This window comes from Nonomuraea marmarensis, from assembly GCF_043197025.1.
Classification (GTDB): Bacteria; Actinomycetota; Actinomycetes; order Streptosporangiales; family Streptosporangiaceae; genus Nonomuraea; species Nonomuraea marmarensis.
In genome coordinates this window covers 170,327-196,176 of sequence record NZ_JBICRM010000012.1, presented here as the reverse complement: position 1 = coordinate 196,176, position 25,850 = coordinate 170,327, and the positions used below count along the sequence as shown (strand labels likewise).

General features: G+C 71.1%; 23 protein-coding genes. 7 read left to right on the top strand and 16 right to left on the bottom strand.

The window, feature by feature from the left end:
• Positions 1 to 11 precede the first annotated feature (11 nt).
• Genes ACFLIM_RS21820 through ACFLIM_RS21795 form a run of 6 tightly spaced genes read right to left on the bottom strand, consistent with a single transcriptional unit; the run spans position 12 to position 6,447 of the window.
• Complete coding sequence (locus ACFLIM_RS21820) at positions 12 to 962, bottom strand: nucleoside hydrolase (protein ID WP_393168158.1); 951 nt, start codon at positions 960 to 962, stop codon at positions 12 to 14.
• Positions 959 to 1,966: an S-methyl-5-thioribose-1-phosphate isomerase gene (locus tag ACFLIM_RS21815; RefSeq protein ID WP_393168156.1), complete on the bottom strand. Its 1,008-nt coding sequence runs from the start codon at positions 1,964 to 1,966 to the stop codon at positions 959 to 961. Before ACFLIM_RS21815 ends, ACFLIM_RS21820 begins: the two co-directional genes overlap by 4 nt.
• On the bottom strand, positions 1,963 to 2,853 hold the full coding sequence (locus ACFLIM_RS21810; protein WP_393168154.1) for an ABC transporter permease: 891 nt from the start codon (positions 2,851 to 2,853) through the stop codon (positions 1,963 to 1,965). Before ACFLIM_RS21810 ends, ACFLIM_RS21815 begins: the two co-directional genes overlap by 4 nt.
• Positions 2,850 to 3,917 (bottom strand): ABC transporter permease, encoded by a 1,068-nt coding sequence (locus tag ACFLIM_RS21805; protein WP_393168152.1) that lies wholly within the window; start codon positions 3,915 to 3,917, stop codon positions 2,850 to 2,852. The genes ACFLIM_RS21810 and ACFLIM_RS21805 overlap by 4 nt, the downstream gene beginning before the upstream one ends.
• Positions 3,914 to 5,419, bottom strand: a complete 1,506-nt coding sequence (locus tag ACFLIM_RS21800; RefSeq protein WP_393168150.1) for an ABC transporter ATP-binding protein — start codon at positions 5,417 to 5,419, stop codon at positions 3,914 to 3,916. The genes ACFLIM_RS21805 and ACFLIM_RS21800 overlap by 4 nt, the downstream gene beginning before the upstream one ends.
• Positions 5,420 to 5,421: 2 nt before the next feature.
• Positions 5,422 to 6,447 (bottom strand): BMP family ABC transporter substrate-binding protein, encoded by a 1,026-nt coding sequence (locus ACFLIM_RS21795; RefSeq protein ID WP_393168148.1) that lies wholly within the window; start codon positions 6,445 to 6,447, stop codon positions 5,422 to 5,424.
• 392 nt (positions 6,448 to 6,839) lie between these two features.
• On the opposite strand from ACFLIM_RS21795, the gene ACFLIM_RS21790 reads away from it, so the two are divergent.
• Positions 6,840 to 7,184 carry a hypothetical protein gene (locus tag ACFLIM_RS21790; RefSeq protein WP_393168146.1) on the top strand — a complete coding sequence of 115 codons (345 nt, stop codon included), beginning with the start codon at positions 6,840 to 6,842 and terminating at the stop codon, positions 7,182 to 7,184.
• Positions 7,185 to 7,260: 76 nt separating this feature from the next.
• Here ACFLIM_RS21790 and ACFLIM_RS21785 read toward each other — a convergent pair whose 3' ends face one another.
• Positions 7,261 to 10,578: a CARDB domain-containing protein gene (locus ACFLIM_RS21785; RefSeq protein ID WP_393168144.1), complete on the bottom strand. Its 3,318-nt coding sequence runs from the start codon at positions 10,576 to 10,578 to the stop codon at positions 7,261 to 7,263.
• Between the two features lie 517 nt (positions 10,579 to 11,095).
• The gene (locus tag ACFLIM_RS21780) at positions 11,096 to 11,788 is read right to left on the bottom strand and encodes a sulfotransferase family protein (protein ID WP_393168248.1); all 693 of its coding nucleotides are present in this window, start codon (positions 11,786 to 11,788) and stop codon (positions 11,096 to 11,098) included.
• Positions 11,789 to 11,956: 168 nt separating this feature from the next.
• Between ACFLIM_RS21780 and ACFLIM_RS21775 the strand changes: the two genes are divergently transcribed.
• From ACFLIM_RS21775 to ACFLIM_RS21765, 3 genes are read left to right on the top strand one after another with little or no spacing between them, the layout of a single operon-like run.
• Positions 11,957 to 12,778, top strand: a complete 822-nt coding sequence (locus ACFLIM_RS21775; protein WP_393168143.1) for an aldo/keto reductase — start codon at positions 11,957 to 11,959, stop codon at positions 12,776 to 12,778.
• A 57-nt stretch (positions 12,779 to 12,835) separates the two neighbouring features.
• On the top strand, positions 12,836 to 13,204 hold the full coding sequence (locus ACFLIM_RS21770) for a YciI family protein (protein WP_393168141.1): 369 nt from the start codon (positions 12,836 to 12,838) through the stop codon (positions 13,202 to 13,204).
• Positions 13,201 to 14,430, top strand: a complete 1,230-nt coding sequence (locus tag ACFLIM_RS21765; RefSeq protein WP_393168139.1) for an RNA polymerase sigma factor — start codon at positions 13,201 to 13,203, stop codon at positions 14,428 to 14,430. Before ACFLIM_RS21770 ends, ACFLIM_RS21765 begins: the two co-directional genes overlap by 4 nt.
• A gap of 137 nt (positions 14,431 to 14,567) precedes the next feature.
• Here ACFLIM_RS21765 and ACFLIM_RS21760 read toward each other — a convergent pair whose 3' ends face one another.
• A complete protein-coding gene (locus ACFLIM_RS21760) occupies positions 14,568 to 15,743 on the bottom strand; it encodes an MFS transporter (protein WP_393168137.1) in 1,176 nt (391 codons plus the stop codon).
• 63 nt (positions 15,744 to 15,806) lie between these two features.
• On the opposite strand from ACFLIM_RS21760, the gene ACFLIM_RS21755 reads away from it, so the two are divergent.
• The 3 genes from ACFLIM_RS21755 to ACFLIM_RS21745 all read left to right on the top strand — a co-directional run bounded on the left by ACFLIM_RS21755 (position 15,807) and on the right by ACFLIM_RS21745 (position 19,392).
• Positions 15,807 to 16,787, top strand: a complete 981-nt coding sequence (locus ACFLIM_RS21755) for a LysR family transcriptional regulator (RefSeq protein WP_393168135.1) — start codon at positions 15,807 to 15,809, stop codon at positions 16,785 to 16,787.
• Positions 16,788 to 16,877: 90 nt separating this feature from the next.
• On the top strand, positions 16,878 to 17,684 hold the full coding sequence (locus ACFLIM_RS21750; protein WP_393168133.1) for an NUDIX hydrolase: 807 nt from the start codon (positions 16,878 to 16,880) through the stop codon (positions 17,682 to 17,684).
• A 133-nt stretch (positions 17,685 to 17,817) separates the two neighbouring features.
• Positions 17,818 to 19,392, top strand: coding sequence for a benzoate-CoA ligase family protein (locus tag ACFLIM_RS21745; protein ID WP_393168131.1), 1,575 nt, complete (start codon positions 17,818 to 17,820; stop codon positions 19,390 to 19,392).
• On the opposite strand, the gene ACFLIM_RS21740 is transcribed toward ACFLIM_RS21745, so the two are convergent.
• The 7 genes from ACFLIM_RS21740 to ACFLIM_RS21710 all read right to left on the bottom strand — a co-directional run bounded on the left by ACFLIM_RS21740 (position 19,389) and on the right by ACFLIM_RS21710 (position 25,830).
• Positions 19,389 to 20,030, bottom strand: a complete 642-nt coding sequence (locus ACFLIM_RS21740) for a class I SAM-dependent methyltransferase (RefSeq protein WP_393168129.1) — start codon at positions 20,028 to 20,030, stop codon at positions 19,389 to 19,391. The genes ACFLIM_RS21745 and ACFLIM_RS21740 overlap by 4 nt on opposite strands.
• A 146-nt stretch (positions 20,031 to 20,176) precedes the next feature.
• Positions 20,177 to 21,691, bottom strand: a complete 1,515-nt coding sequence (locus ACFLIM_RS21735; RefSeq protein ID WP_393168127.1) for an acyl-CoA synthetase — start codon at positions 21,689 to 21,691, stop codon at positions 20,177 to 20,179.
• An 86-nt stretch (positions 21,692 to 21,777) separates the two neighbouring features.
• A complete protein-coding gene (locus ACFLIM_RS21730) occupies positions 21,778 to 22,533 on the bottom strand; it encodes an aminotransferase class IV (protein ID WP_393168126.1) in 756 nt (251 codons plus the stop codon).
• A gap of 5 nt (positions 22,534 to 22,538) precedes the next feature.
• Positions 22,539 to 23,540, bottom strand: a complete 1,002-nt coding sequence (locus ACFLIM_RS21725; RefSeq protein WP_393168124.1) for a hypothetical protein — start codon at positions 23,538 to 23,540, stop codon at positions 22,539 to 22,541.
• Positions 23,537 to 24,019 carry a SigE family RNA polymerase sigma factor gene (locus ACFLIM_RS21720; RefSeq protein WP_393168122.1) on the bottom strand — a complete coding sequence of 161 codons (483 nt, stop codon included), beginning with the start codon at positions 24,017 to 24,019 and terminating at the stop codon, positions 23,537 to 23,539. Before ACFLIM_RS21720 ends, ACFLIM_RS21725 begins: the two co-directional genes overlap by 4 nt.
• Positions 24,020 to 24,090: 71 nt before the next feature.
• The gene (locus tag ACFLIM_RS21715) at positions 24,091 to 25,047 is read right to left on the bottom strand and encodes an adenylate/guanylate cyclase domain-containing protein (protein WP_393168120.1); all 957 of its coding nucleotides are present in this window, start codon (positions 25,045 to 25,047) and stop codon (positions 24,091 to 24,093) included.
• A gap of 30 nt (positions 25,048 to 25,077) precedes the next feature.
• A complete protein-coding gene (locus ACFLIM_RS21710; protein ID WP_393168118.1) occupies positions 25,078 to 25,830 on the bottom strand; it encodes a FadR/GntR family transcriptional regulator in 753 nt (250 codons plus the stop codon).
• Between the last annotated feature and the right edge of the window lie 20 nt (positions 25,831 to 25,850).

Sequence of the window (25,850 nt, the reverse complement as noted above, 5' to 3'; positions counted from 1 at the left end):
CGGGTCTGTGCTCATTGGGTAAGGGCCTCCACGAAGTCGGCGACGAAACGCGGCGCGTCGACCGCGGTGATCACCCGGGTGTCGGGCGCGGGCTCGTACGGGAAGGCCGGCGGCAGCCCGTCGTGCGTGCGCATCAGCCGCGCCCTGGACAGGAACCCGTCGCTCCTGATGTTGACGGGACCGTACATCGACGCCGTCGCGAACCCCGGATCCAGCAGGATCCCCGCCGCCAGCGGGTCGTGCAGCGGGATGATCCGGCGCCCCCACTCGTTCTGGTAGAAGTCCAGGTAGGAGTCCAGGATCTCGGTGGCGAACCTGGCCCGGGGCGTGCCCGCCGCCCGCAGCGCCCCGATGGCCCGCTCGTCCAGGATGGTCGTCCCGGTGACGTTGACGCCCACCATCACCAGCTCGTTGCGCGGCGCGGCGAACACGGCGCGGGCGGCGGCCGGGTCGTTGTGCACGTTCGCGTCGATCATCAGCAGCGTGCCGGGCGGCGCGTACGGTCCCGAACCGCCCATCAGCACCACGGACCGGTACCGGGTGAACAGCTCGGGGTCGAGGCGCAGCGCCGCCGCCAGGTTCGTCAGCGGGCCGAGCGCCAGCAGGTCGAGCTCGCCCGGCTGCTCGGCCGCCAGGCGCACCAGCAGCTCGGCGGCGCTCTCGCCGGTCACGGGCGGCAGCGGCCGGTGGTAGCCGCGGTCGCCGAGGCCGTCTTTGCCGTGCACGTGCCCGGCGATGTTCGCGGTCCCGGCCAGCGGCTCGGCGGCGCCGCGGGCCACCGGCACGTCCAGGCCGATCAGCCGGTTGACGTGGCCGATGTTGCGTACCGCGTCCTCCTCCTCGCAGTTGCCGAACACCGACGTGATCGCGACGATCTCGGCGTCCGGGCGTCCGGCGAGGTAGAGCAGGGTGTGGGCGTCGTCGATGCCGGTGTCGGTGTCCACGACGATCCTGCGAGTCATACGGCCTCTTTCACGTGTTCCGGGCGGTAGACGCCGCTTTCGGTGATGATGCGGGTGACCAGGTCGGGCGGGGTGGTGTCGAAGGCCGGGTAGTGGCCGGTGACGCCATCGGCGGCCGTACGGGTGCCGAGCACGTGCAGCACCTCGTCGCCGTCGCGGTGCTCGATGACCACGTCGGCCGCCGTGGGCGCGAGCGGGTCGGGCGCCTGCACCATCGCGTAGAACGGCACCCGGAAGCGTTGCGCCGCCAGTGCCACCCCCAGCGTGCCGACCTTGTTGACCACGTGCCCGTCGAGCGTCACCCGGTCGGCCGCCACCAGCGCCACGTCGGCGAGCTTGTCCGCCAGCACGGCGGCGACCATGCCGTCGGTGATCAGCGTGGGCCGGTAGCCCATCTCGACCAGCGTAGCCGCCGTGAGCCTGGCCCCCTGCAGGTAGGGGCGCGTCTCGGTGCAGACGAACTCCAGCCGCTTGCCCGCCTCCTGCGCCGCCTCCACGGTCGCGATCAGGTACGCGTCCGCCCAGCAGTGGGTCAGCACCCGGGCGCCGTCCGGCAGCAGCCCGGCCGCGTGCCGCCCAAGTGACGCGCTCCTGGCCCGGTACGCCGCGTCGTGCTCGGCCGCCGCCGCCTCGACCGCCTCCGCCAGCTCGGCGCCCGACGCCTGGGCGAGCGGCCCGTCGATGGTGGCCGCCAGGATCGCTCGCACGGCGTCGCGGATGTGGTTGTTCGTCGGCCGCGTCACCACGAACCGGGCGCCGGCCGCCCGCAGCCGGTCGGCCGCGACGCCGGGCGGCTCGTGCCGCGCCTCCCTGGCCGCCAGCACCAGCCCCGCCGTGGTCGCGAACAGCGGCCCCGAGCTCTGCGTCACCATGCGCTCGATGGCCACCGCCACGTCCTCGCTGGTGGCGCAGCGCACCCACCGCCGTTCGAAGGGGTAGACGCGCCGGTCGAGTATCTCCACCACGTCGCCGGTGAGGCGTACCGAGTTGGCGAGCGTGCTCATGTCGACTCCCTCGGGCGCCGCCTGGCCGCCGCACCGGCCAGGATCAGCGCGATCAGCGTGATCACGTACGGTGCGGCGTCGGCCGCCTGCTGCGGCAGCCCCACGCCCTGCAGCCGGAAACCCACCGCCTCGGCGACGCCGAACAGCAGGCAGGCCAGCAGCACGCGGTACGGCAGGACGCCGCCGAGCATGACGGCGACCACCGCGATCCAGCCCCGGCCCGCGCTCATGCCCTCGCTGAACAGCGTCACGTTGCCCAGCGCGAGCTGCGCCCCCGCGAGCCCGCACAGGGCGCCCGCCGCGAGCACGGAGCCATGCCGGTATGCGCCCGCCTTCAGCCCGAGCGCCTCCGCGGCCTCCCGATGCTGGCCGATGGCCCGGATCCGCAACCCGGACCGGGTGGCGCGCAACCACCAGGCGACGGCCGCGACCAGCACGAGCGCCAGCGGCACCAGCGGTGACTGCGGCCCGAGCACGGGCACGTCCAGGCCCAGCTCGGCCAGCGTCGGCAGCCCCGCCAGATCGGGGGAGCTGTAGGTGCCGCCGCTGCCGAAGATCTGCCGCATCAGGAACCCGGTCAGGCCCAGGGCGAGCAGGTTCGTGCCCACGGCGACCACGATCGGGTCGGCGCGGAAGGTCACCGAGGCGGCCGACAACATCGCCGCGTACAGGACGGTGGCCACCACCGCGCCCGCGACGCCCGCCCAGGCGCTGCCGGTCAGATCGCTGAACACGACCGCGGTGAACGCGCCCCACAGCAACTGGCCCTCCAGGGCGATGTTGAACACGCCCGCGGCCTGGCACAACATCCCGCCCAGCGCGGCCAGCACGACCGGCGCGGTGGCGGTGAGCACGGCGGACAGGAACGACCATTCGAAGATGTTCACGCGCCCGCCCTCCGCCTGCGCACGGTCGCGAACACGGCCACGATCACGATGATCAACCCCTGCACGACCTGGGTGAGCTGGCTGGGCACCCCCGCCTCGCGCTCCATCCCGGGCCCGCCCGCCTGGATCACGGTCAGCAGCGCGACCGTGAACGGCACGGCCACCGGCCTGGCCGCCGCCAGCAGCACCGCCGCGACCGCGGTGAAGGTGTAGCCGGGGGCGGTCAGCGCGCCGTCCACGAACCGGTACGGGGGCCCGAGCACGATCAGCCCGCCCACCAGGCCCGCCATCGCGCCGCCGCCGGCCAGGGTGATCGCGGCCAGCCGGTCGACCGGGACGCCGCCGTACCGGGCGAACTCCCGGCTGTGGCCGGTGGCGCGGATCTCGTAGCCGAGGACCGTGCGCGTGTCGGCGTAGAGCCAGGCGGCGGTGAGGATCGCGATCAGTGGGAGGCCGAGCGTCACGTAGGCGCTTCCCGCCAGGGCCGGCAGGTGGGCGGCCTCGGGGAGCGGTGGTGTCTGGGCGATGCCGGTGCCGCGTTCGGCGAGCGGGAAACGTACGAGGTAGGAGGAGAGCGAGACCGCCGGGGCGCTGATCAGCAGCGTGGTGACGATCGCGGGGACGCCGAGCCGGGTGCGCAGCGGCGCGGACACGCCCGCGACCAGGCCGCCCGCCAGCGCGGCGGCGATCAGCGGGAGCAGGACGGCGAGCACGGGCGGGAGCGGAGTGTGCAGGGCCAGCGCCGCCGCCACCACCCCGCCGATGGCCAGCTGGCCGTCGCCGCCCAGGTTGAACTCGCCCGCCCGCAACGGGATCGCGAACGCCAGCGCCATGCCCAGGGTGGGGACGAAGGCGGCGATCGTGTATTCCAGGTTGCCGTCGGCGATGGCCCCCCTCACCAGGGCCGGGTACGCCAGCGCGGGGTCCACGCCGACGGCCAGCATCACGAGGGTGGTCAGGACGAGTGCCCCGGCCACGGCGATGACCGGCGTGGACAGGACGGCGCGGCGCGCGAGGCCGAGAGAAGCCCGTGGTGGCGCTTCAGATGTCGAGGAGACCGTCATGCCGCGCTCCCCGTCATGGCCTGGCCCAGGAGGGCGTCGGTCGCGTCGGCGGCGGGGTACTCGGCCACGACGCGGCCCTCGTACATGACCAGGATCCGGTCCGCCAGGTCGCGCAGCTCGGACAGCTCGCTCGACTGCAGCAGCACCGCCTGGCCCCGGTCGCGGGCCTCGGTCAGGAGCGCGTGGATGCGTTCGCGCGCGCCCACGTCCACGCCCTGCGTCGGCTCCTCGACCACGATCACCGGGGTGTGCCGGGAGAGCTCGCGGGCCAGCACCGCTTTCTGCGCGTTGCCGCCGGACAGCGCCGAGACGGGCACGTCCGCGGAGGCGGCGCTGATCGAGAACCGCTCGACCAGATCCCGCGCCCGCGCCCGCACCACGCCCCTGGCCAGCCGCCAGCCGCCCACCTCGTGCTGGTCGCCCATCAGGAGGTTCTCGGCGAGGGACATCTCCGGCGCGGTGGCGCGGCCGTGGCGGTCCTCGGGCACGTAGGCGACCCGCCGATCCCGGCCCGGCCGGACCGGGGTGCCGCCAAGGAGGACCTGGCCGGTGTCGCCAGCGCCGGACGTCCGCAGGCCGGTCACCGTGTCGACGAGCTCGCGCTGGCCGCTGCCCGCGACGCCCGCGAGGCCCACGATCTCGCCCGGCCGCACGCCGAACGACACCTCGGACAACCGCGCGACGCCGTCTCGATCCCGGACGCTCAGATCGCGCACTTCGAGCACGTGATCCGCATCGGACACCGCCCCCGGGCGGTGTGTCGCGGTGGCGGTGAGGGAGCGGCCGATCATCGCCTGGACGAGTTCGTCGGCCGTGGTCTCGGCCGTGGTGAAGCGGCCCGTCACCCGGCCCTGGCGGAGGACCGTGACCCGGTCGCTGGCCGCCAGCACCTCGCCCAGCTTGTGCGTCACCAGCAGGACCGACACACCCCCGGCGGCCAGCGTGCGCAGGACCTCGAACAGGCGGTCCGCCTCGCCCGGCGTGAGCACGGCGGTCGGCTCGTCGAGGATCAGCACCTCGGCCCGCCGGTAGAGAGCCCTGAGGATCTCCACCCGCTGGCGTACCCCCACCGGCAACCGGCCGACGCGGGCGGACGGGTCGGCGCGCAGGCCGTACCGTTCGCCCAGGTCCGCCACCGCACGGCGGGCGGCGGCGCGGTCGACCGCGCCGCGTGCGACGGGCTCGGCGCCGAGCACCACGTTCTCCGCCACGGTCAGCTCGGGGAAGAGCCGGAAGCGCTGGTGCACCATGCCGAGGCCGTGCGCGATCGCGTCGGCGGGGGAGCGCAGCCGCACCCGCCGGCCCTCGCGCAGCACGTGACCGGCGTCCGGCCGGTGCAGGCCGTACAGGACGGACATGAGGGTGGACTTGCCGGCCCCGTTCTCGCCCACGACGGCGTGCACCTCGCCCCTGGCCACCGCCAGGTCGATCCCGTCGTTGGCGAGCACGGAGCCGAACCGTTTGGTGACGCCAACGAGCTCGGCGGCGGCGGAAACCGTCACCGTTAGCCCTTGAGCGGGTCGGCGACGGTGATCTTGCCTGCCACGATGTCGTCGCGGGCCTGCTTGACCTTGGCGATCACCTCGGGGCTGGCGGCCACGGTGCAGCCGGAGGAGGCCACGTCGGCTTCCAGCGCGTTCACGCCCACGCCGCCCTCGGCCAGGCCGTACACCTTGACGCCGCCGGTCTTGCCCGACGCGATCTCCTTGATGGCGGCCTGCTCGGCCACGTCGACGTTCTTGAGCACGTTGTCGATGACGTTGCCCGCGCTCTGCCCGCACTGGTTGACGTCCACGCCGAACGCCTTGGCGCCCGCCGCTGCGGCCGCCTCGAACACGCCCTGGTTGCCGCCGGAGGCCGCCGCCGCGACGATGTCGCCGCCGCGGCCGATGAGCGCCTGCGCCTGGGACTTCGCGCGGGCGGGGTCGCTGAACGGGTTCGCGCCGCCGACGTAGAGGGGCGTGCCGGTGACGCCCTCCTTGACCGAGGCGGCGCCGGCGAAGAACGGCTCGATCCAGCGGTGTACGAAGGGCGAGTCGAGCGCGGCCACCACGCCGATCTTGCCGCTCTTGGTGAGGAGTCCCGCCTCGATCCCGGCCAGGTACGCCGCCTCGTGCTCCTTGAACGACACACACGCCAGGTTGGCCGCCTGGTCCTTGGCACACGAGTCCACCTGCAGGAACTGCTGGTCCGGATGCTGCTTGGGCACCGTGGCGAACACGTCGTCGAAGGAGAAGCTGATGCCCACGATGACGGCCGGCTTGGCGCGTACCGCGGCGTCGACGTTCTGGGCGATGCTCGTGGGGTCCTTGCTCTCGTACAGCTTGAAGGAGGCGCCGATCTCCTTGGCGGCGGCTTCGGCGCCCTTGACGCCGAGCTGCAGGAAGCTGTTCGTGCCGACCGGGTTGGGAGTGATCAGGATGACCGACTTGGCCGGCGCGGCGGCGGTGCCGCCGGAGGTGCCCTGCCCGCCGCACGCGGCGAGGGTGAGGAGTGCGGCGGCCGCGGCGATGAGTGGGGAGATTCGCATGGTTTCCGGTTCTGTCTTTGCGGGTGGTGCAGATGGGATCATATCTCCATATTTCCTACCAAACCAACCTGTATAGTCGCTCCCGCTCGTTCTTACTACATCGAGCGGGCCAGCGCGACTCTCGCCTGCCGGGCGGCCGCGATGACCTCGCTCGGACCGGCATCCGTCCCCTGCGCCGCTAGGAGCGCGGCGAGCCACTCCACCAAGTCGTCGATGCTTCAACTCCAGCGACAGGTCGTCGACGGCCAGCCGGTCGCTGTAACGCTTGCTCAACCTTTGGGACTGATCACGCCGCCCCACGCTCGGCGGGCGTCGAGGCCCAGCTTCACTCGGCCGCGCCGCGACGGACGGCCGGGCCGTGCGCGCTGCGCGGGTTCCGTACCGCCGAGGTGGTGGACGCGGGGGCGCGCGGGGCGCGGCTGGCGGCCGGGGTGTCGCTGGTGCTGGCGGCGGGACGGCTGCGCGACCAGGCAGCCGACGGCGACGCCGCCTTTCCCGCGGCGCGGCGGCGGCTGGCGGCGCGGTGGGAGGCGGGCGGGACGCGGCTGGCAGCTGGGGTCGGCTTCGACACCGGCCCGCCCCGGGCTGCTGACGTTTCTGACGTGCGGGTTGTGGCGGCCCCGGTGGAGCAGGAAGGCCGGCCGGCCGTGCGGCGAGCGCTGCTACCTGCGCGACGGCTGCGACTGCGACTGCAGCGGCTGTTGCGACTGCTGTGGCTGTTCATGCGACTCATGTGACTGCTGTGACTGCTCGTGCGGCCATTGAGCCCGCCCCGGTATCGCGGCCAGGGGCGGGCCCAAGGCGCCGGAGCGGCTAGCCGCCCGTGATCACGAAGCCCGATCCCGGTTCGCGGACGATGTCGCCGGTCGCCGAGTTGGTGATGGTCACGTTGGTCAGCCGGGCGCTGCCGCGGGCGCTGCCCATGGCCAGGATGCCGGCGCCGTTGTTGGACTTGTCGATGCGGACATTGATGATCGCGACGTCCGGCATGTTGCCGCCGCCGGCCTTGAACTGGATTCCGTCGTAGGTCGAGTCGGAGATGTCGGTGTCGCGGATGGTGACACCGGGGATGTCCCCGTTCGGCGCGAAGAGGGTGATGGCGCCGAACTTCTGCGCCTCGCCCCAGAACACCCCGCCGGTGCGGTGGAGCGCGTTGCCGGCGATCAGGGTCTGCCCCGAGAAGGGCAGCGGGTCGTGGTCGGTCGCCAGCATGATGCCGGGGTAGTTCATGGTGTCGTAGATCAGGTTGTTCTCGATGGTGTTGCCGTAGCCGCCGTAGATCGCGATGCCGTTCGCCCGCCACGGCAGCTGGACGGTGTTGTTGACGAAGTGGTTGTCGTGCGCGATGTCGGTCGTCGTGTTCTTCACGAACCGGTTGGCCCAGACCGCCAGCGAGTCGTCGCCGGTGGTGCGGAACGAGGAGTTGAACACCCGCGAGTTCCGTGTGCCGTTGGTGAAGTTGATGCCGTCGGCGTAGGTGTCGCGGATGCGCATGCCACTGAACTCCAGCCCGTCGCCCGGCCCCCACAACTCGGGGATGTTGTCGTAGTCGCGGCCAACCCAGACGCCCACGTTGGCGTGCTCGATCCAGACGTTGCTGATCTTGGTGTTCCGGCCGAACCTGCCATTGAGGCCCACTCCGCCTTCGGCCCCGCCCGGCCCGCCGCGGATGCGGCCCGAGCCGAAGATGGCAATGTCGGAGATCTGGACGTTGTCGTCGATGTCGAAGCCGAAGTTGCCCTCGTGCGGGTGGTTGATGCTGCCCGTGGCGAGGTGCGGCTCGGTCAGGGTGTACAGCTGGGAGTGCCACATGCCCGCGCCGCGGATCGTGACGTTGCTGATGCCCACCTGGTTGTACTGGCCCCGGTTCAGCGGGTCGTCGGTGAGGATCTTCTTCTCTTGCCGCCACTGGCCCGGCGGGATCCACACGCAGCTGATGACGCCGTTCTGGTCGTCGGTCACGGCCCGCTGGATGGCGGCCGTGTCGTCCTGCCCGTCGTTGGGCACGGCGCCGTAGGTGGTGATCGAGGTGCACCCGGCCGGTTGGCCGGCCGGCGGCGCGACCTGCTCCAGGTCGATCAGGTCGATGATGTAGAACGGCGCCGAGTCGGTGTTGTCGCGCTGCAACCGGAACTTGGTCCCGACCGGGTACGACTGCGACAGCAGCGCGTGCGACTCGTCGAACAACCGGCGGGCGTCGGCCTGCGGGGTGTTCGTCAGGTCCTCCGCGCCGTCGCTGTTGCCGTACAGCCAGCTGTGGCGTGAGGAGAGGGTCAGTTTCTGGACGAAGGCGCCGTTGACGTACAGGCTGATCGTGGCCTCGGTGCCGCCGCCGCCCGGGGCGTCGGGGATGGAGTTGCGCACCACGATCGAGTTGGCGGGGGTGGTCGAGGTGAACTCGACGTACTGGCCGGTGCTGTTCAGCCGGACCGACTTCCGGCCCGAGGACTCGGTGGCGAAGTTGGTGTGGCCGAAGGTGCGCAGCGGATCGGTCTCCAGCAGGGTGCCCTGGTAACCGGCGGCTTCGGCCTCGTACTCGGTCCACGGCACCGCCGCGCCGCGCCCGACCACGATGGCCTGCGTGAACGTGTTGTTGTTCTCGTTGGTCTCGGCGACGACGCCGGTGGCGTCCGCGGTGGCGGTGATGGTGGCGCCGCCGCTGGTGGCGGTCCAGCTGCCGCTCATGGCCACGTTGGCGGTGGCGCCCGCGGCGATGGCCGCGGTGCTGGCGTTGAGCGTGGTGCCGCCCACCGCCAGCCGGGTGACCGTGGTGGCGCTCACGGCGCTGGTCCCGCGGTTCTTCACTGCCACGGTGAACGTGACCGCCGCCCCGACGGCCGGGTTCGGCGGGTTGGAGGTGACGCCGAGCACCTGGAGGTCGGGGCCTGGCGCCTCGGCGACCGTCAGGGAGGACGTGGCGGTGTTGTTGTCCTCGTTCTGCTCGATGATCGTGTTGTCCGCGTCCGCCTTGGCGCCGACCGTGTAAGTGCCAGCACCCCTTGTCCCGATATTTGCGGACACGGTGCTTGACGCTCCTGCGGCCAGGCCCGGGACCGCGGCGGTGCCGACCGATGTGCCGTCGAGGGAGAAGGTGACGTCGTCCGCGCCGGAGGCCGTGCTGCCCGCGTTCCTTACCGTGGCCGACAACGTGATCGCATTCGTGGCGGTCGGGGAGGCCGGGGTCCACGAGAGGTTCGAAAGCGTGAGGTCGGGGTTGGGCGCCGGGGTGCCGAAGATCTGGAATTCGGCGACCTGGCCGCCGGGGGCGCCGGTGTTGGCGGTGATCTGCAGGCGGACGTCGGCGGCCTTGGCGGTGACCGGGATGGTGACGGTGTTGCCGGTGGCCGGGTCGAAGGTGTAGGTGGCCGAGCTGACCAGGTTGGTGAAGGTGGTGGCGCTTTGTTCGCGGCCGAGGACCTGGATGGTCTGGGTGCGGCGGCTCCAGGCCGGGTCGGGGTTGAGTTTGAGGGTGAGGGAGGTGAGGTCGGCGTTGGCGCCGAGTTGCACGGTCAGGGTGTTGGGGTAGGCGGCGCCTTCCCAGTAGGTCTGCAGGTTGTTGTCGTTGGCGTTGGTGGCGATGTAGGTGTGGGTGTGGGAGGACTCGGTGATGGTTTTGCCCAGGGCCAGGTTGGTGCCGTCGCCTGGGGGGTTGTCCGGGGTGCTGCCCCAGATCTCGAGTTCGGAGAGTTGGCCTGCGGGCCAGCCGGTGTTGGCGGTGATGCTCAGGCGGACGTAGCGGGTGCTGGTGGCGGCGAAGGTGATGGTGGCGGTGGGGTTGAAGGTGTAGGTGGCCGAGCCTGCGAGGGTGGTGAAGCTGGAGCCGTTCGGGCTGGTCTGGACGGTCAGCGTCTGGGTGCGGCTGGGCCAGCCGGCGGGCAGCTTGAGGACCAGTTTGTTGATGTCGGCGGTGGTGCCGAGGTCGACCTGGATCCATTGCGGGAAGGCGTTGTTGGCCGATTCCCAGTAGGTGGCCTGGTTGCCGTCGGTGGCGTTGGCGGCGGTGTAGGCGTCGGTGGAGCTGCTGGCGGTGGCGGGTTTGCCGGCGGCGAGGTTGGTGTCGGCGGCGGCGTGGGCGGCGGGGGCGGCGAGGAGTCCGATGGCTAACGTAAGGGCGGCTAAGAGTGCTCTCATGGGGGTGGCCCTTCGGGTAAGGCGGTTGGCCGAACCATAAGATGTCGAGCAGATAGCCGCAATATTTCGACTTAATTTCGCAAAAAACTACTTGTGATCTGTCCGGTTATGAGGGGCCTTTCTGCTTGTCAGGAGGGGTGAAAGGGACAGAGCCATGGCTTCGGCCTCACGTAAGAGACGACGTCGGAAATCCGCAAGCGCACGCAAATATTTGCGGTGAGCGTGGTGCGGTTTGCGCGGGTTCAGCTGGACTGTTCGCGACGGTAATCGGCGCCCGCCGCCACGTACCTCTGGTGTTCCGCCTCGTGGTCGGCGATGCTCGCCGACGGGCGCCGCGATCAAGGTGGAACGAGGGCGCGCCGCGACGCCAACTTGCAGAGCAGGGCAACCCGAACACCGCCGACGAATCGATGTTCATGTCAGCTTTTCTGGTGGAAGCCGGTTGGCCGCAGGGGTATAGCGGTCAACCGGCCGCCATTTCAGCGCTCCCGCGCGAAGAGTCCGCGCGAAAAGCCGGTTACGCGAACGGCGAGTCGATGTTGCCGCCGCTGATCAGCTTCTCCATCGTGCGCGCCATCGACTTGGCGTCGTTGAGGTGCGGGAACGGCTCGGCGGGCACGTCCACGCCCAGGAACCGGCAGAGCGGCTCCCATCCTTCACGCACGTCGAACACCAGGAGCCGGTCCGCGGGCAGGCTCTCCTTGACGGTGGTCACGTGCCGCTCGAACGCCGCCACTGCGACCTCCTCGTCGGGCAGGCCCTCCCTGAAGCCCCCCGTGCCGCCGAGCGCGGAGCGGCTGATGTGCTCCAGCAGGGGACCGAGCCGCCTCATGCCCGCGAACACGGCGGCCGCCGCGTCGGGCAAGTCCTCGGGGAGCTGCCGGCCGGGGCCGTTGGCGACGAGCGTCCGCATGCTGACGTACCAGGCGTGCGGGTCGCGTACGGTCAGGACGACCTTCGCCTCCGGGTACGCCTGCGCGTGCTCGCGCCAGAAGAAGGAGGCCGGCCAGTCCTGTGTGGACCGGAACCCTTCGAACACGTGCTCCCAGTCCACCTGCGCGCCGGTGGTGAGGGGCAGCCACCTGTCGACGCGAGCAGGGTTGGTGAGGATGTCGAACATGTGGTGGCAGGGACCGAATCCGAGCCGTTCGAGTGCCGCCTTCATCGAGCTGGTGCCCGTACGCGGGAATCCCGCGCCGATCACGGTCAACATGATTGTGCCTCCATGGGGTGTTTGGCTGGCTATTCCCGATGCTGAGCCGGGAAGGAGGGCCTGGCAACCGCCGGGCCCGTCCCCTTGAGTTGGAGCGGCGCCGGAGTGTGACACCTCATAACGCGGTGGCGGTTGACCCCGGCGGCGAGGGGGAGGAGGCACGTTATGACCATCATGCTTTCCGACGGCCGCCCGATGCCGCGCATCGGCCTCGGCACCTGGCCCATGAACGACAACGAGGCCCGCCAGGCGGTCACCCACGCCGTCTCGCTCGGTTACCGGTTGATCGACACCGCCGCCAGCTATGGCAACGAGACAGGCGTCGGCGCCGCTGTGGCGGACGCGCGCGTGGCCCGCGAGGAGCTGTTCGTCACCACGAAGCTGCGCGGCTCCCAGCACGGATACGACGCGGCCATGCGCGGGTTCGAGGAGAGCAGGGCCCGGCTCGGCCTCGACTACGTCGACCTCTACCTCATCCACTGGCCCCTGCCCGGCCGCGGCCTCTATGTCGACACCTGGCGGGCCTTCGTCCACCTGCGCGAGCAGGGTCTGGCCCGGTCCATCGGCGTCTCCAACTTCACCCCCGAGCAGATCGAGCGCCTGGTGGCGGAGACCGGCGTCTGGCCGGTCGTCAACCAGGTCGAGCTGCACCCCCTCTTCGCCCAGCGCGACCTGCGCGCCTGGCACGCCGAGCACGACATCGTCACCGAGTCGTGGAGCCCGCTCGGCGCCGGCGGCAAGCTGCTCGACGAGCCCGTCGTGGCCGACCTCGCCACCGCTCACGGCCGCACCCCCGCCCAGGTCGTGCTGCGCTGGCACGTCCAGCTCGGCGCGGTGCCGATCCCCAAGTCGGCCGATCCCGGGCGCATGCGGCAGAACTTCGAGGTGTTCGACTTCAGTCTCTCGGACGAGGAGATGGCGCGGCTGGCCGCACTCGACGGCGCGGGCCGCATCGGCGGCGACCCCGACACGTACGTCGAACTCTGAGAGGTTTGTCGTATAGCGTCGGTCGCCGATCGTCTTCCTTGCAACAGATCGAAGGAGATGGGCGACGTGAAGTACGTGCTGATGTTCGTGGACACCGAGCAGTACGCCAAAGAGCTGGCGGCCATGACCGACGAGGAGCGGGCGCAGGTCGTACGGCAGGTCGAGCACTGGTTCGCCGACCACGCGGACAAGGTGGGCGTCGGCAGCAAGCTCCAGCCCGCCCACACCGCCACCACCGTGCGCTTGGGCGGCGGGGGCGAGCCGGTGATCACCGACGGGCCGTTCGTCGAGGGCAAGGAGGTGGTCAGCGGGTTCTGCGAGATCGAGGTGGCCGACCTGGACGAGGCCCTGCGCATGGTACGCACCTGGCCGGCCTGCCCGACCGTCGAGATCCGGCCCGTCGAGACCATGCCCCCCGGACGATGACCGACGTCCCCCGCGCCGAGCCGGCCCACCCCGGGCTGCCTCGCGCCGAGCTGGCCCGCGTCGTGCGGGAGCACGCGGGCCGGCTCGCGGCGTCGCTGGTGTCGCTGCTCGGCGACTTCTCCGCCGCCGAGGACCTGGTGCAGGACGCGGTGGAGACGGCCCTGGTGCGCTGGCCCGTGGATGGCGTGCCGGAGCGACCCGAGGCGTGGTTGTTCACGGTGGCCCGCCGCCGCGGCCTGGACCTGCTGCGCCGCGAGTCCAACTACCGCGACAAGCTCGCCGGGCTGCACGAGCCCGAGAGGGGCGAGCCCGACGACCGGCTGCGGCTGATCTTCATCTGCTGCCACCCGGCGCTGCCGCGCCAGGCGCAGATCGCGCTCACCCTGCGCGTGGTGTGCGGGCTCACGACCGCGCAGATCGCCGCCGCGTTCCTGGCGCAGGAGAGTACGGTCGCCCAGCGCATCACCCGCGCCAAGAAGAAGATCGCCGAGGCGGGCATCCCCTACCGCGTGCCCGCGGCCGACGAGCTGTCCGGGCGGCTGCGGGAGGTGCTGACGGTCATCTACCTGCTGTTCAACGAGGGCTATCTGTCCAGCACGCTGGAGCGGGCCCAGGCGCGTGACCTGGTCGACGACGCCGAGTGGCTGGCCTCGCTGCTGGCCGGGCTGATGCCCGACGAGCCCGAGGCGGCCGGACTGCTGGCGCTCATCCGGCTGCACCGGGCCCGCGGCCCCGCCAGGTTCGGCCCCGGTGGCCGGCTGGTGCTCCTCGCCGACCAGGACCGCTCGCTCTGGGACCGTACGGCCATCGACCAGGCCATCCAGCTCCTGACCCGGACGGCGCGCAGGTATCGACGTCCTGGGTCGTACCAGCTGCAGGCGGCCATCGCGGCCTGCCACGCCGAGGCGGAGCGGTGGGCCGACACGGACTGGCGGCAGATCGTCGTGCTCTACGACATGCTGCTGTGCCTCGACCCCTCACCGGTCGCCCGCCTCAACAGGGCCATCGCCGTGCGCTACGTGGACGGCGCCGAAGCCGCGCTCGCCGGGCTCAAGGACCTCGGCGAGGCGCTCGGCCGCTACCCGCTCTACCACGCCACCCGCGCCGAGCTGCTGCGCGACCTGGGCCGCCGCCAGGAGGCCAGGCAGGCCGACGAACGCGCCCTGGCGCTGACCGCCAACCCCGCTCAGCAGGCGCTGCTGGAAGAGCGCATCACGTGGGGCTAAAACGTCGTACGCGCCAGCCAGTGGTCCAGCAGCGCGCGACGTGGTGGTGGCGCGCGGGCGGGACTATTCGGACGTGCCGCCGCTCAAGGGCATCTACCAGGGCCCGCCGGACAGCACACAGGAGATCACGGTGACGGTTACCCGCCGACGCGGGTAGCACCGTTCCTGGACACGAGCACGGCGAGTGCGGCCAGCAGCAGCCAGGCCGATGTCAGGACGATCAGCCAGGTCCAGCCCGCGTGACCGTACACGACGCTGCCCGCCGTGCCGCCCGCGCCGCTGCCAAGGTAGTAGCAGAGGGTGTAGCCACCGGCCGCCCCGCCGCGGGCGTGCGCGGGCGCCTCGGCGGTGACCCAGGCGTTGGCGATCGCGTGCGCGGCGAAGAACCCCGCGGTGAGTACGGCGAAGCCGACGGCTATGAGGGGGAGCGCGGTGGGGATGGTGAGCACGGAGCCCGCCGCCGTCACGATCAGTGCCGTGACCAGCGCGGTCGAACGTCCCACGCGACCCGCCATGCGACCGGCGGCGGCCGAGGAGGCGGTGCCCATGGCGTAGGAGAGGAAGACCAGGGAGGCCGCGGCGGGAGTGAGGGAGAGGGGCGGTGCGGCCAGGCGGAAGCCGGCGGCGTTGTAGAGGGCGACGAACGCCCCCATGGCCAGCGCACCCACGGCGAACGGAGCGACCATCCCCAGCCGCCACCCCCGCACCGGCGCCGTCCCGGCATGGGGCTCGACCGCGGCTGCCGGCGGCAGTGTCAGCACCGTGAACAGCGCACACACCACGCATACCCCCGCGACCACCAGGAGCGCGCCCTGCCAGCCCAGGCGCTCGGCCGCGAAACCGGCGCCGAGCCTGCCCAGCATCCCTCCGACCGAATTCCCCGCGATCATCGCCCCCACCGCGCCCGCCAGCCTGGCCGTGCCAAGCCGATCGGCCAGGTACGCCGCCGCGACCCCCGCGAACCCGGCGATCGCGACCCCCTGCACCGCCCGCATCGCCAGCAGCACCGGAAAGGACGGCGCCAACGGCAGCAACAGCCCGACCACCGCCGACACGACCACCGACCAGAGGATCACCCGCCGCCGCCCCACCAGTCCAGCGAGCCCGGCCAGCGGTAACACGGCCACGGCGAGCGAACCCGTCGCCACCCCGATCGCCAGCGAGGCGCTCCCAGGAGCCAGCCGGAAGGCCGAGGCGAGCTGCGGAAGGACGGGCTGTGGCGCGTACAGCAAGGCGAACGACGACACCCCGGCCGCCGCCACGGCCGCACTGACCCGCCGCGTGTCAACGGGGGAATCCTGGATGAGCACCACGTTCACAACGCTAAGCAAGGCTAATAAATACGTCTAATGCGGAAATGGGCGATAATTCATACCATGATGGATGGGTCCGACGAACAGCTGGCCGCCCGCCTCGCTCCCGCCCTGGCCCTGCTGGCAGCCGTAGGAGAGACGGGCCACGTGACGCGCGCGGCCGAGCTCCTCGGCATCCCCCAGCCCACCGCCAGCCGCCGCCTCGCCGCGCTGGCGGACCTGTTCGGCGCTCCGCTCGTACTCCCGTCCGGTCGCGGCATCCGCCTGACCAGCGCGGGCCGCACCCTGGCCGCCGCCTCCGCCCGCGCACTCACCACCATGGCCGCCGCCACCCGCGAGGTGCGAGAGGAGATCGACCCGGGCACCGGCCGCATCGTCCTCGGCTTCCTGCACCTGCTCGGCCGTACCCTCGTCCCGTCCCTGATCCGCGGCTTCCGCGAGCGGAACCCGGGAAGCCGGTTCAGTCTGGCGCAGGGCTCGCGCCAGGACATGCTGCGTGCGTTGCGCGAAGGCGAGATCGACCTGGTGTTCGTCGCTCCCATGCCGCTGGACGACCCGGACCTGATCAGCACGCCTCTCGCCGACCAGGAGCTGGTCCTGTCCGTGCCGCGGTCCCACCGTTTCGCGACCCGCGAGTGGGTCGGGGCCGGCGAACTGGCGGGGGAGGAGCTGGTGACGCTTGAACACGGGCACGGCCTCCGTCAGATCACCGACGACCTGTGTGCGGCGGCGGGGTACGAGCCGCGGATCGCGTTCGAGAGTCAGGAGTCGGAAACCGTACGCGGGTTGGTGGCGGCCGGCCTGGGCGTGGCGATCCTGCCCCGCTCCGGCCCGGCGCCACCCCCGAATGCGGCCCGCCCCACTCCGGGGGTGGTGGAGATTCCCCTATCGCCACCGGTGTTCAGGACGATCGGAGTGAGCTGGCCCGCCGGAGAGCGCCTGACCCCGGCCGTGCGGGCGTTCAGAGACCATGTGCGCTCGGGTGCCACCGACCTGGGTCCAGGTTTCCGCCCCGCGCCTCTCACGGAATCGGGTGGCACCTGACCTTCCGCTACCCGGAACGCCTCGGCATCCCGGTGCCCCACCATCGAATTCCTGTCCGACCGGCGCGGCGACTGGGCCAAACTGGGGCTCATGACACACGACGGGGATGCGCACGACGGGGACGCGGGCGTGCCGGGCTCATTGGCGGGAGTGCTCGCTGACGTGGCAGCCGAGCGGTCGGCTCAGGACGCGAGGTGGGGCATGCAGATGCTCCCAGACGGAACCGGTGGCGAGGAGAGGGTGACCGACTCGGACCTGGCCAGGCACGAGACGGAGACGGCGGCCAAGGCCGGAGCCCTGACCTGGCGCCACATCCTGGCGGAGGAGGTGCTGGAGGCGTTCGCGGAAACGGACCCGGAACGATTGCGCGCCGAACTGGTCCAGGTGGCCGCCGTGGCCGTCAAATGGACCCAGGCCCTCGACCGCCGCCCCACCGAGCCTCCAACATCCGCGAATCGCTTCCGGGTCATCGTTGACGTGCACATACTCCTGCTACGCCACGTTGCAGAACGAGGCGAAGTGCTGCTCGGCAGGCGAGCCGGCACCGGTTACGGCGATGGCCTGTGGCACCTGCCCTCCGGTCACCTCGAGGCGGGTGAGTCGGCGACCGACGCGGCGGTCAGGGAGGCGGGCGAGGAAGTGGGCGTGACGATCGACCCGGCCGACCTGACGTTCGCCCACGTCATGCACCGCGCCCCCGACCGCGTCGGCCTCTTCTTCGTCACCGACACCTGGACCGGCGAGCCCTACAACGCCGAACCGGCCAAGTGCTCCGAGCTCGCCTGGCGGCCCTTGAACGATCTCCCCCACGACATGATCGACTACCCGGCGGCGGCCATCGCGCACATCCTCGACCACGTCCCCTTCGCGCTGCACAAATGGTCTACAGAACATTAATTAACCGCTAAGAAATGTATATGGTCTGGGCTGCATCTGATCAGACGCGGACGAGTGCTACAAGTCATTGACGGAGCTTCGATTCTGTGTAGAAGATTTGCCTACGAATGTCCGCCTGTGGATGGGGACGGTCATGACGTCCGAGTCATTCAACGCCAGCGTCTTTCTCGTGGACCGCCAGGTCGAAGCAGGCCGAGGGGATCGTACAGCGATCACAGGCCCTGCGGGCGGCCTTACCTATGCCGAGCTCGCCGCCCACGTAGCCGAGCTGGCCACCGGATTACAATCCCTGGGCGTCAGGCCCGAGGAGCGGGTGCTGCTCGTCATGTCCGACCGGCCCGAGACGGCGATCACCATCCTGGCCGTCATGCGGATGGGGGCGGTCGCGGTGCCGGTCTCCACCATGTACAACGGCACAGAGCTCGCCACCCTGATCCGGGACTCTCGGGCGAGGGTCGTCGTGGCCACCCCGGAGTTCGCGCCGACCGTGCAAGAAGCCCTGCTGGGCGCCCCTGAAGTGGTGCTGTTCGTCCTCACGGACGCTCCCGATCGCCGGCCGGCTCAGTCGATCCGGCCAACTGTGCGCCTGTGGTCCGACGTGCTGGAGACCGGCGGCCAGGCCGGCCGTACGTACGACACCTGGCGCGACTCCTCCGCACTCTGGCTCTACACCTCAGGCACCACCGGCGCTCCCAAGGCGGCCATGCACCGGCACGGCGCCATCCAGGACGTCTACGAGACCTACGGCCGGCAGGTGCTCGGCATCCGCCCGGAGGACCGGTGCTTCTCCGTCGCGCGGCTGTTCTTCGCGTACGGGATCGGCAACTCCCTGTTCTTCCCCCTGGCCGCGGGTGCCACCGCCATCCTCGACCCGGCCCGCCCGACCCCAGGGGGCGTGATCGCGAGGGTGATGGAGGAGCGGCCGACGTTGTTCTTCGCGGGCCCGACGTTCTTCGCGGCGCTGCTCGCCTCCGACGCCCCGGACGACGCGTTCCAGTCGGTACGCCTGGCCGTCTCCGCGGGCGAGGCGCTGCCCGCCGAGATCTACCGGCGCTTCACCGACCGGTTCGGAGTCGACATCATCGACGGGCTCGGCTCCACCGAGGCGCTGCACATCTTCGTCTCCAACCACCCGGGCCGGGTACGACCGGGCAGCTCGGGAACCGTCGTACCCGGGTATGAGGCCAAGCTGCTCGACGACTTCGGCGCCCCCGTCAAGGACGGCGAGCCCGGCCACCTGTACGTCCGCGGCGACTCGGTCGCCACCGGCTACTGGTGCCGCACGGCCACCACCCGCCAGGTGTTCCAGGGCGAGTGGCTGCGCACGGGAGACACCTACGTCCGCGGTGAGGACGGCTTCTACCAGTGCCTGGGCCGTTCCAACGACATGATCAAGGCGGGCGGGATCTGGGTGTCGCCGATGGAGGTCGAGGCCAGGCTGCTGCAGCACACGTCGGTGGGCGAATGCGCCGTCGTGGCCTACGTCGACGCCGACGGGTTGGAGAAGCCGGTGGCCTGCGTGGTGTCCGCCCCAGGTCGCACGGTGGACGCCACCGAGCTCATCGGGTTCTGCCGGGACGGCCTGGCCTCGTTCAAACGGCCGCGCGAGGTCCTGGTCCTGGACGAGCTGCCCAAGACGGCGACCGGCAAGATCCAGCGCGTGGTGGTCCGCCAGATCGCCGCCGACTTGCTGGGCAAGACCCGTTAGACCGACTTCGTACCGTAGACCGCGACCGCGAACGGCCGCGGAGGGGCCTGGTAGACCTGCTCGGTGAGGCGGGACAGCGCCGCGTGCGAGTCCAGATAGTGGTGCAGCCGGGTGGCCTCGGGCCAGGGGTGGACCGCCACTAGCACGCCGTCGGGCTCGAGCAGGGCGCTGAGCTGCGCCGACGCGCGCCGCAGGCGTTCGTGGCGGCCCAGGTAGTAGAGCGTCTCCGAGCAGAACACGAGGTCGAAGCTCCGGTCCGGCCGGTGGGTGAGGATGTCGGCCTGGATGAACCGCACCCGCCCGTCCTCCGGCACCCGCTGGCGCGCCCGCGCCAGCGCCCGCGCGGACACGTCCACGCCGATGATCTCCGCGTCGGGGTACGTCGTCGCGAGCGTGTGCGTGAACACCCCCTCGGCGCAGCCGACCTCGATGATCCGCCGATACGGCCTGGCGGGCAGGTGCTTGAGGGTAGAGCGGTATTTCTGCTGCTCGTAGCTGTCGGTCGCCAGCTTCCACGGATCAGGGACCCGGTGGCGCCAGTCGAAGTAGCGTCGGAGGATCAACCCCTGCCCCGCCGGTGACAGCAGGGACAGCGTCCGGAAGAGCGTACGGTGCATGATCTCTGGAAAACTTGGCATGCGGCCTCTCTCGGTCGAGACGCGAGCGGCGTCCCGGGGCTTGAGCTGAAGTCGTCGCCGAAAGGGGATGCCCGCTGAGGGCGGGGATGACGCCTGATAATCGGCGTCCTGCTGGGAGCGGAGATGGTGCCCGATGCCGGGTGCCGTCAGTATGTGTGGCGCAGCTCCCTTTTGAGTACCTTGCCGGAGGCGTTCTTCGGCAGCGAGTCCATGAACACCACGCGCTTGGGCGTCTTGAACGCGGCCAGCCGCCCCCGCAGAAACGTGATCAGCTCGTCCGCGGTCACCCCGGCTCCCTCGCGCAGCACCACCGCCGCCGTCACCGCCTCGACCCACTTCTCGTCCGGCACCCCGAACACCGCCGCCTCCGCGACCGCCGGATGCTGATAGATGGCCTCCTCGACCTCGCGGCTCGCGACGTTCTCGCCGCCCGACTTGATCATGTCCTTCTTCCTGTCCACGACCGACAGGTAGCCGTCGTCGTCCATGACGCCCAGGTCGCCGCTGTGGAACCAGCCGCCGCGGAACGCCTCCGCGGTCTTGGCCGGGTCGTTCCAGTAGCCGAGCATGGCGTGCGGGCTGCGGTGCACGATCTCGCCGACCACGCCGGGCGGCACCGGCTCGTCCTCGTCGTCGACGATCCTGGTCTCGACGTTCAGCGCGGCACGCCCGGCCGAGCCGAGCCTGGTGAGCTGCTCCTCAGGGCCGAGGATCGTGGCGACGGGGGCCATCTCGGTCTGGCCGTAGAAGTTGAACAGGCGCACGTCCGGCAGCCGCGCGGCGATCTCCTTCAGCACCTCCACGGGCATGATCGAGGCCCCGTAGTAGCCCTTGCGCAGCGACGACAGGTCCCTGCGGTCGAAGTACGGGTGGCGCAGCAGGCCGATCCAGACGGTGGGCGGGCAGAAGAGTTTGGTGGCGCGCTCGCCCTCGATCGTGGCCAGGATCGTGCCCGGGTCGGCGCCGGGCAGGATGATGTTGGTGGCGCCCAGGTAGAGGCCGGGCGTGAGGAAGCAGTGCAGTTGCGCGCAGTGGTAGAGGGGCAGGGCGTGCACCTCGACGTCGTCGTGGCTCATCTCGCCGTCCACCAGGCACGTGACGTACTGGGAGATCAGGCTGCGGCTCGACAGGGTGGCGCCCTTGGGGCGGGCCTCGGTGCCGCTGGTGTACATGAGCTGGATCGGGTCGTCGTCGGCGATCTCGGCGAGCGGCTCCGAGGCGTCCCCGAAGGCGGCCCACGCGGCGAACGGCTCCCAGCCGTCCGCCGACCCGATCACACCACGCACCGACACCTGAGGCCCCGCCGCCGCCGCGGCGACCGGCAGCAGCGCCTCCTCCACCAGCATCCCGGTGGCGCCCGAGTGCTCCAGGATGTACGCGACCTCCTCGGCCCCCAGCATGAAGTTGATCGGAACGGAGATCGCGCCCAGCCGCGCCAGCGCGAAGTACGTCACCACGAACGCGTGGTTGTTGTGGCTCAAGACGGCGAACCTGTCGCCCTTGCCCACCCCCCGCGCGGCCAGCGCGTTGGCCGTGCGGTTCACCGCCCGGTCGAGGTCGGCGTAGCTCTGCCGCAGGTCGCCGTACACGATGGCGGTCTTGGCGGGATAGCGCGCGGCCGAGCGCCGCAGCAGGTCACCGATGGCATGCTGACGAGTCATCCGGACACCCTTCAGTCGCGCAGAGCGATGTTCGGGTGATCCTAACTCCTAAATCGCGCCGCGAGTCGACGGCGGGAGTCGAGAAGTCAATCCAGCGGATCGCCAGGAATGCCGTCGTAGTGCTCGCGCAACAGCGCCATCAGCTTGTCGTCCTGGCGCAGCTCGACGCCGTCCACCGAGCCCACCGCCATGACCCCCCACGAGTTGCTCAGGAACACCTGGTCGAGCTCCAGCAGGTCGGCGACCTTCAGCGGCCGCCTCTCCTGCGGCACGTCCAGCCGCTCCAGCAGCCTCATCGTGATCCCGCGCAGCATGGGCGCGTCCGGCCAGACCAGCCGGCCGCCGGAGAAGCCGCCCAGGTTCGTGATCGAGCCCTCGCTGATCAGCCCGTCCCCGGTGGTCAGCAGCGCCTCGTCGAAGCCCTCCTGCCGGGCCCGCCGCCCGATGTGCGCCTGCTGGAACCCGGCCGCCTGCTTGATGTGCGGCAGATACCGCTGGTAGACGACCGGGGTGACGCGGAACGGCCGGCTCGGCGCCTGTCTCGGAGGGGCGGCGGTGGCGAGGACGTGCGGCCGGCCGGACTCCACGACGTAGACGCGCACGCTCGCGTCCCGCAGGTCGTCGCCGAGCACGGCCCTGATCGAGCCGAGCACCGCCGCACGGTCCAGCCCGACGCCGAACAACTCCCTGCTGGCCCCTTCGAGCCGCTCGAAGTGCAGGTCGAGCCCCCGCACCCGCCGGTCCCTGACCTGCATGGCGGTGAAGTGCCCGTAGCGCGCGCCCAGCGCGAACCGCGCGTCGGCGTCCACCAGCCTGCCCTCGATCGCGGCGCGTTCCGTCACGTGATCTACTTTACGTAGACGCCGAACGACCAGCGAACCGGGCGGTTGGTGTAGTCGCCCCAAAGGCCCATCCTGCCGCTGATCGTCGCCCGCTTGCCCTTGGGTACCGCGAACTCGTGCAGCGCCATCGGGAACGGGCCCTCCTTCCAGACGCCGCAGCTCGCCGTCACGGGTATGTCCGCGCCATCGATCTGGTACCTGAACCACATCCGGCCGGCCAGGTCACCCGTGCAGAGCTGGTCGATGGCTACCTTCCCGCCGGGGCTCGTGACCTGGAGCGTGAAGGCCGAGTCCTTCCCCCACATGCCCGACGTGAACGTGGCCAGCTTCATGCCGCCCAGTCGCGCGGGGAAGGCCCTGACCGGCTCGGGCTCGATCTGCCGGGCGGGCGGGTTCCACTCGTAGACGGCCAGGCTCCAGTCGGCCTGCCGGGGCCTGGTCGGCACGCACGGCCCGTTCTTCTTCTCCAGCACGCAGCCGTAGGCGGTCGTGTCGAACGTGACGGTGACCTCCGTGGCGCCCGTGGGCACGATCAGGGGCCGCAGCTCCATCTCCTTCGCGCAGGGCGTGAAGCCGGGGCCGCCGGTGTGGTTGCCGTTCACGCTGATCCTCGGCATGTCGCTGCCGAACGTGCCGTTGCACAACCCGGCCACGTCCAGCGGCCTGCCGGAGACCGGGACCGTGACGGAGGTCTTCCTCTCGCCGTTCGCCTTGAGCGTGGCCGTAGCCACGCGGCGGTACTCGGTGCCGTCGTCTGAGGTGAATCGCTCGGGCAACGAGGGCGCGGGCTGCGCGGCCGCCGTGATGTCGCGCGGCGGCTCCGCCGTACCGGGGAGCAGGGAGAAGCCGACCACGACGGCCGCCGCCACCGCGGCGCCCGCTGTCGCCCGCCTGCGCAGCCGGGTCCTGCGGATGCGGGAGCGGACCTGGTCGTGGCGGTACGGGTTCGCGGGCGACGGGGCCTCGGCCCGCTCCCGCAGGACGTCACGCAGGTCTTGCACGGTCATGGGCGCAGCTCCTTCACGATCGACTCGTCCACTCGCAGCTTGGCCAGCGCCTTGGCGGTCTGGCTCTTGACCGTGCCCTCCTGGCAGTCCAGCAGCCTGGCCACCTCGGTCACCGGCAGGTCCTCGTAGAAGCGCAACACGATCACCGCGCGCTGCTTGGCGGGCAGCCTGCCCACCGCCTGCCACAGCTCCTCGCCCTCGCCGCCCACCGCGTCGTGCGCGCCCGGATCGGGCAGGTGGTCGCTCGGCAACTCCCTGCGCCACCTGCGCCGCCACCACGACGTGTACGTGGTCACCAGCACCCTGCGCACGTACGCCTCCGGCTCCTCGATGCCCGGCCAGGCGAACCAGGCCTTGGCCAGCGACTCCTGCAGCAGGTCCTCCGCCGTGCCCCAGTCGCGGGTCAGCAGGTACGCGGTGCGTAACAGCCGGTCCGACCTCGCCACCACGAAGTCCTGAAATATCGCCCTATCCGCCAACTTGTACTGCCCTCCGTCGGAGCCTGACGACGGTAGTGACGCATCGAGCGCGACCCCAGGTTGCCCGTGAGTCAGGTCGGCTCGGCACGGGTGACCGTGAACGGTGCCAGCTCGCCCAGCCCCCGCACCGACAGCCGGTTGACCTCGCGCACCCGGAACGCCCGATCCCCTTCCAGTTCCTCGGCCAGCTCCGGGTCGGCCAGGATCGTCCCGGGCAGCGACAGCGCCGTGAGCCGGCTCGCCAGGTTGACCGTCGTGCCGAACACGTCCCCCATGCGCCACATCACCGGCCCGGCCGCCAGCCCCACCCGCAGCTCCGGCATGTCCCGGCCGCGGGCGTGCGTCTCCACCAGCCGCACCGCGATCTCGGCCGCCACGTGCGACTTGTCGGCCACGAACAGCACCGAGTCGCCCAGCGTCTTGACCACCCGCCCGCCGGAGGAGGTCACGATGTCGGCCGAGCGCCCCTCGAACCTGTCGATCAGCCGGGCCAGCTCAGCGGCCGTGATCTGCCTGCTCAACCGGGTGAACGCGACGAGATCGGCGAACCCGACGGCCAGGCGTACGGCGCTCATGTCCTGGTAGGCGATGCGCCCGGCGGCGGCGGCGAGCTGCCGCTGCCAGGCGTAGACCAGCAGCTTCGCCAGGTCGGGCACCACCCGTTCCGCGCGCCTGCGCCAAGCCCGCGGCCGGTCCACCAGCGGCACGCCCGCCTGGTCGAGCGCCTCCACGCCCAGCTCGGCCTGCGACTCGGCCAGCCTGGCCGTGGCCCGGCCGAGCGAGCGGGCCAGCAGGAGCACGTGCTCCTCGTCGTAGATGCCCGAGGTGACCATGCCGAGCAGCGTCTTGAGCGCCTCCACGTCGGAGTCGGTGAACTCGACCGCGTCGTCGGCCACATTCGCGAACCCCAGGGCACGCCAGAACCGTCGCGCGCGGTAGACCGGCACCCCCGCCATGTCGGCGACCTGGTGGCTGGTGTAGCGGCGCGGTTCGCGGAGGAAGGCCTCCACCAGCCCATCCCCGTCCATGCGCGCCAAGATAACACCCTGTGGGCCAGGTCACTCCAACAGTGCCCGCAAGGAGGAACGCTCACCGACCGGCACATAGCCGGCGTAGTAGTCGTACATTGCTTTTCTCGACAAGCGAGCCGCCAGCGGGCCGTCTTCCGCGCGTACGGCGGCGATCACCTCCTCATGGTGCCTGATGCTCTGCCGCATCAGCGCCTCACGGTCGGGAGCGGTGGCGATCTTCTCCGAGATCAGGTCGAACACGATCGAGCGGACCACGTCGGTGCAGATCTGGATCAGCTTGTTCTTGCTCGCCCGGGCCACCGCGTCGTGGAAGGCCACGTCGGCGGCCCCGAACGCGTCGTGGCCCGCCTCCACGGCGGCCCGCATGCGGGCCACGGCCTCGTCCATCTCGGCGAGTTGTTCCTCGGTGCGCAGCCGCGCGGCCAGCAGGCTGGCCGAGGAGTCCAGCACCATCCTGAACTGCACCAGCTCGGCCAGCGACAACCCCTCCACCCGGGCCAGCGTGGTCATCGACTTGTGCAACGCGGCGGGCGAGAAAGGCAGCACCTCCGCCCCGTGCGGATCCCCCGGCCGCGAGCGCACCAGGCCGCGCGCCTGCAGCACCCGCAGCGCCTCCCGCACGGTGGACCGGCTGACGGAGAACTGCACCATCAGCTCGCGCTCGCTGGGCAGCCGCTCGCCGGGGCACAATGAGCCGCTCTCGATGGCCTCCTCGACCTGCTCCACGACCCGCTCATAAGCGCGTACGGCACGTACCGGCTCGAAGCGCGGACCACCCATGCAAGCCCCCTTGACCTGAG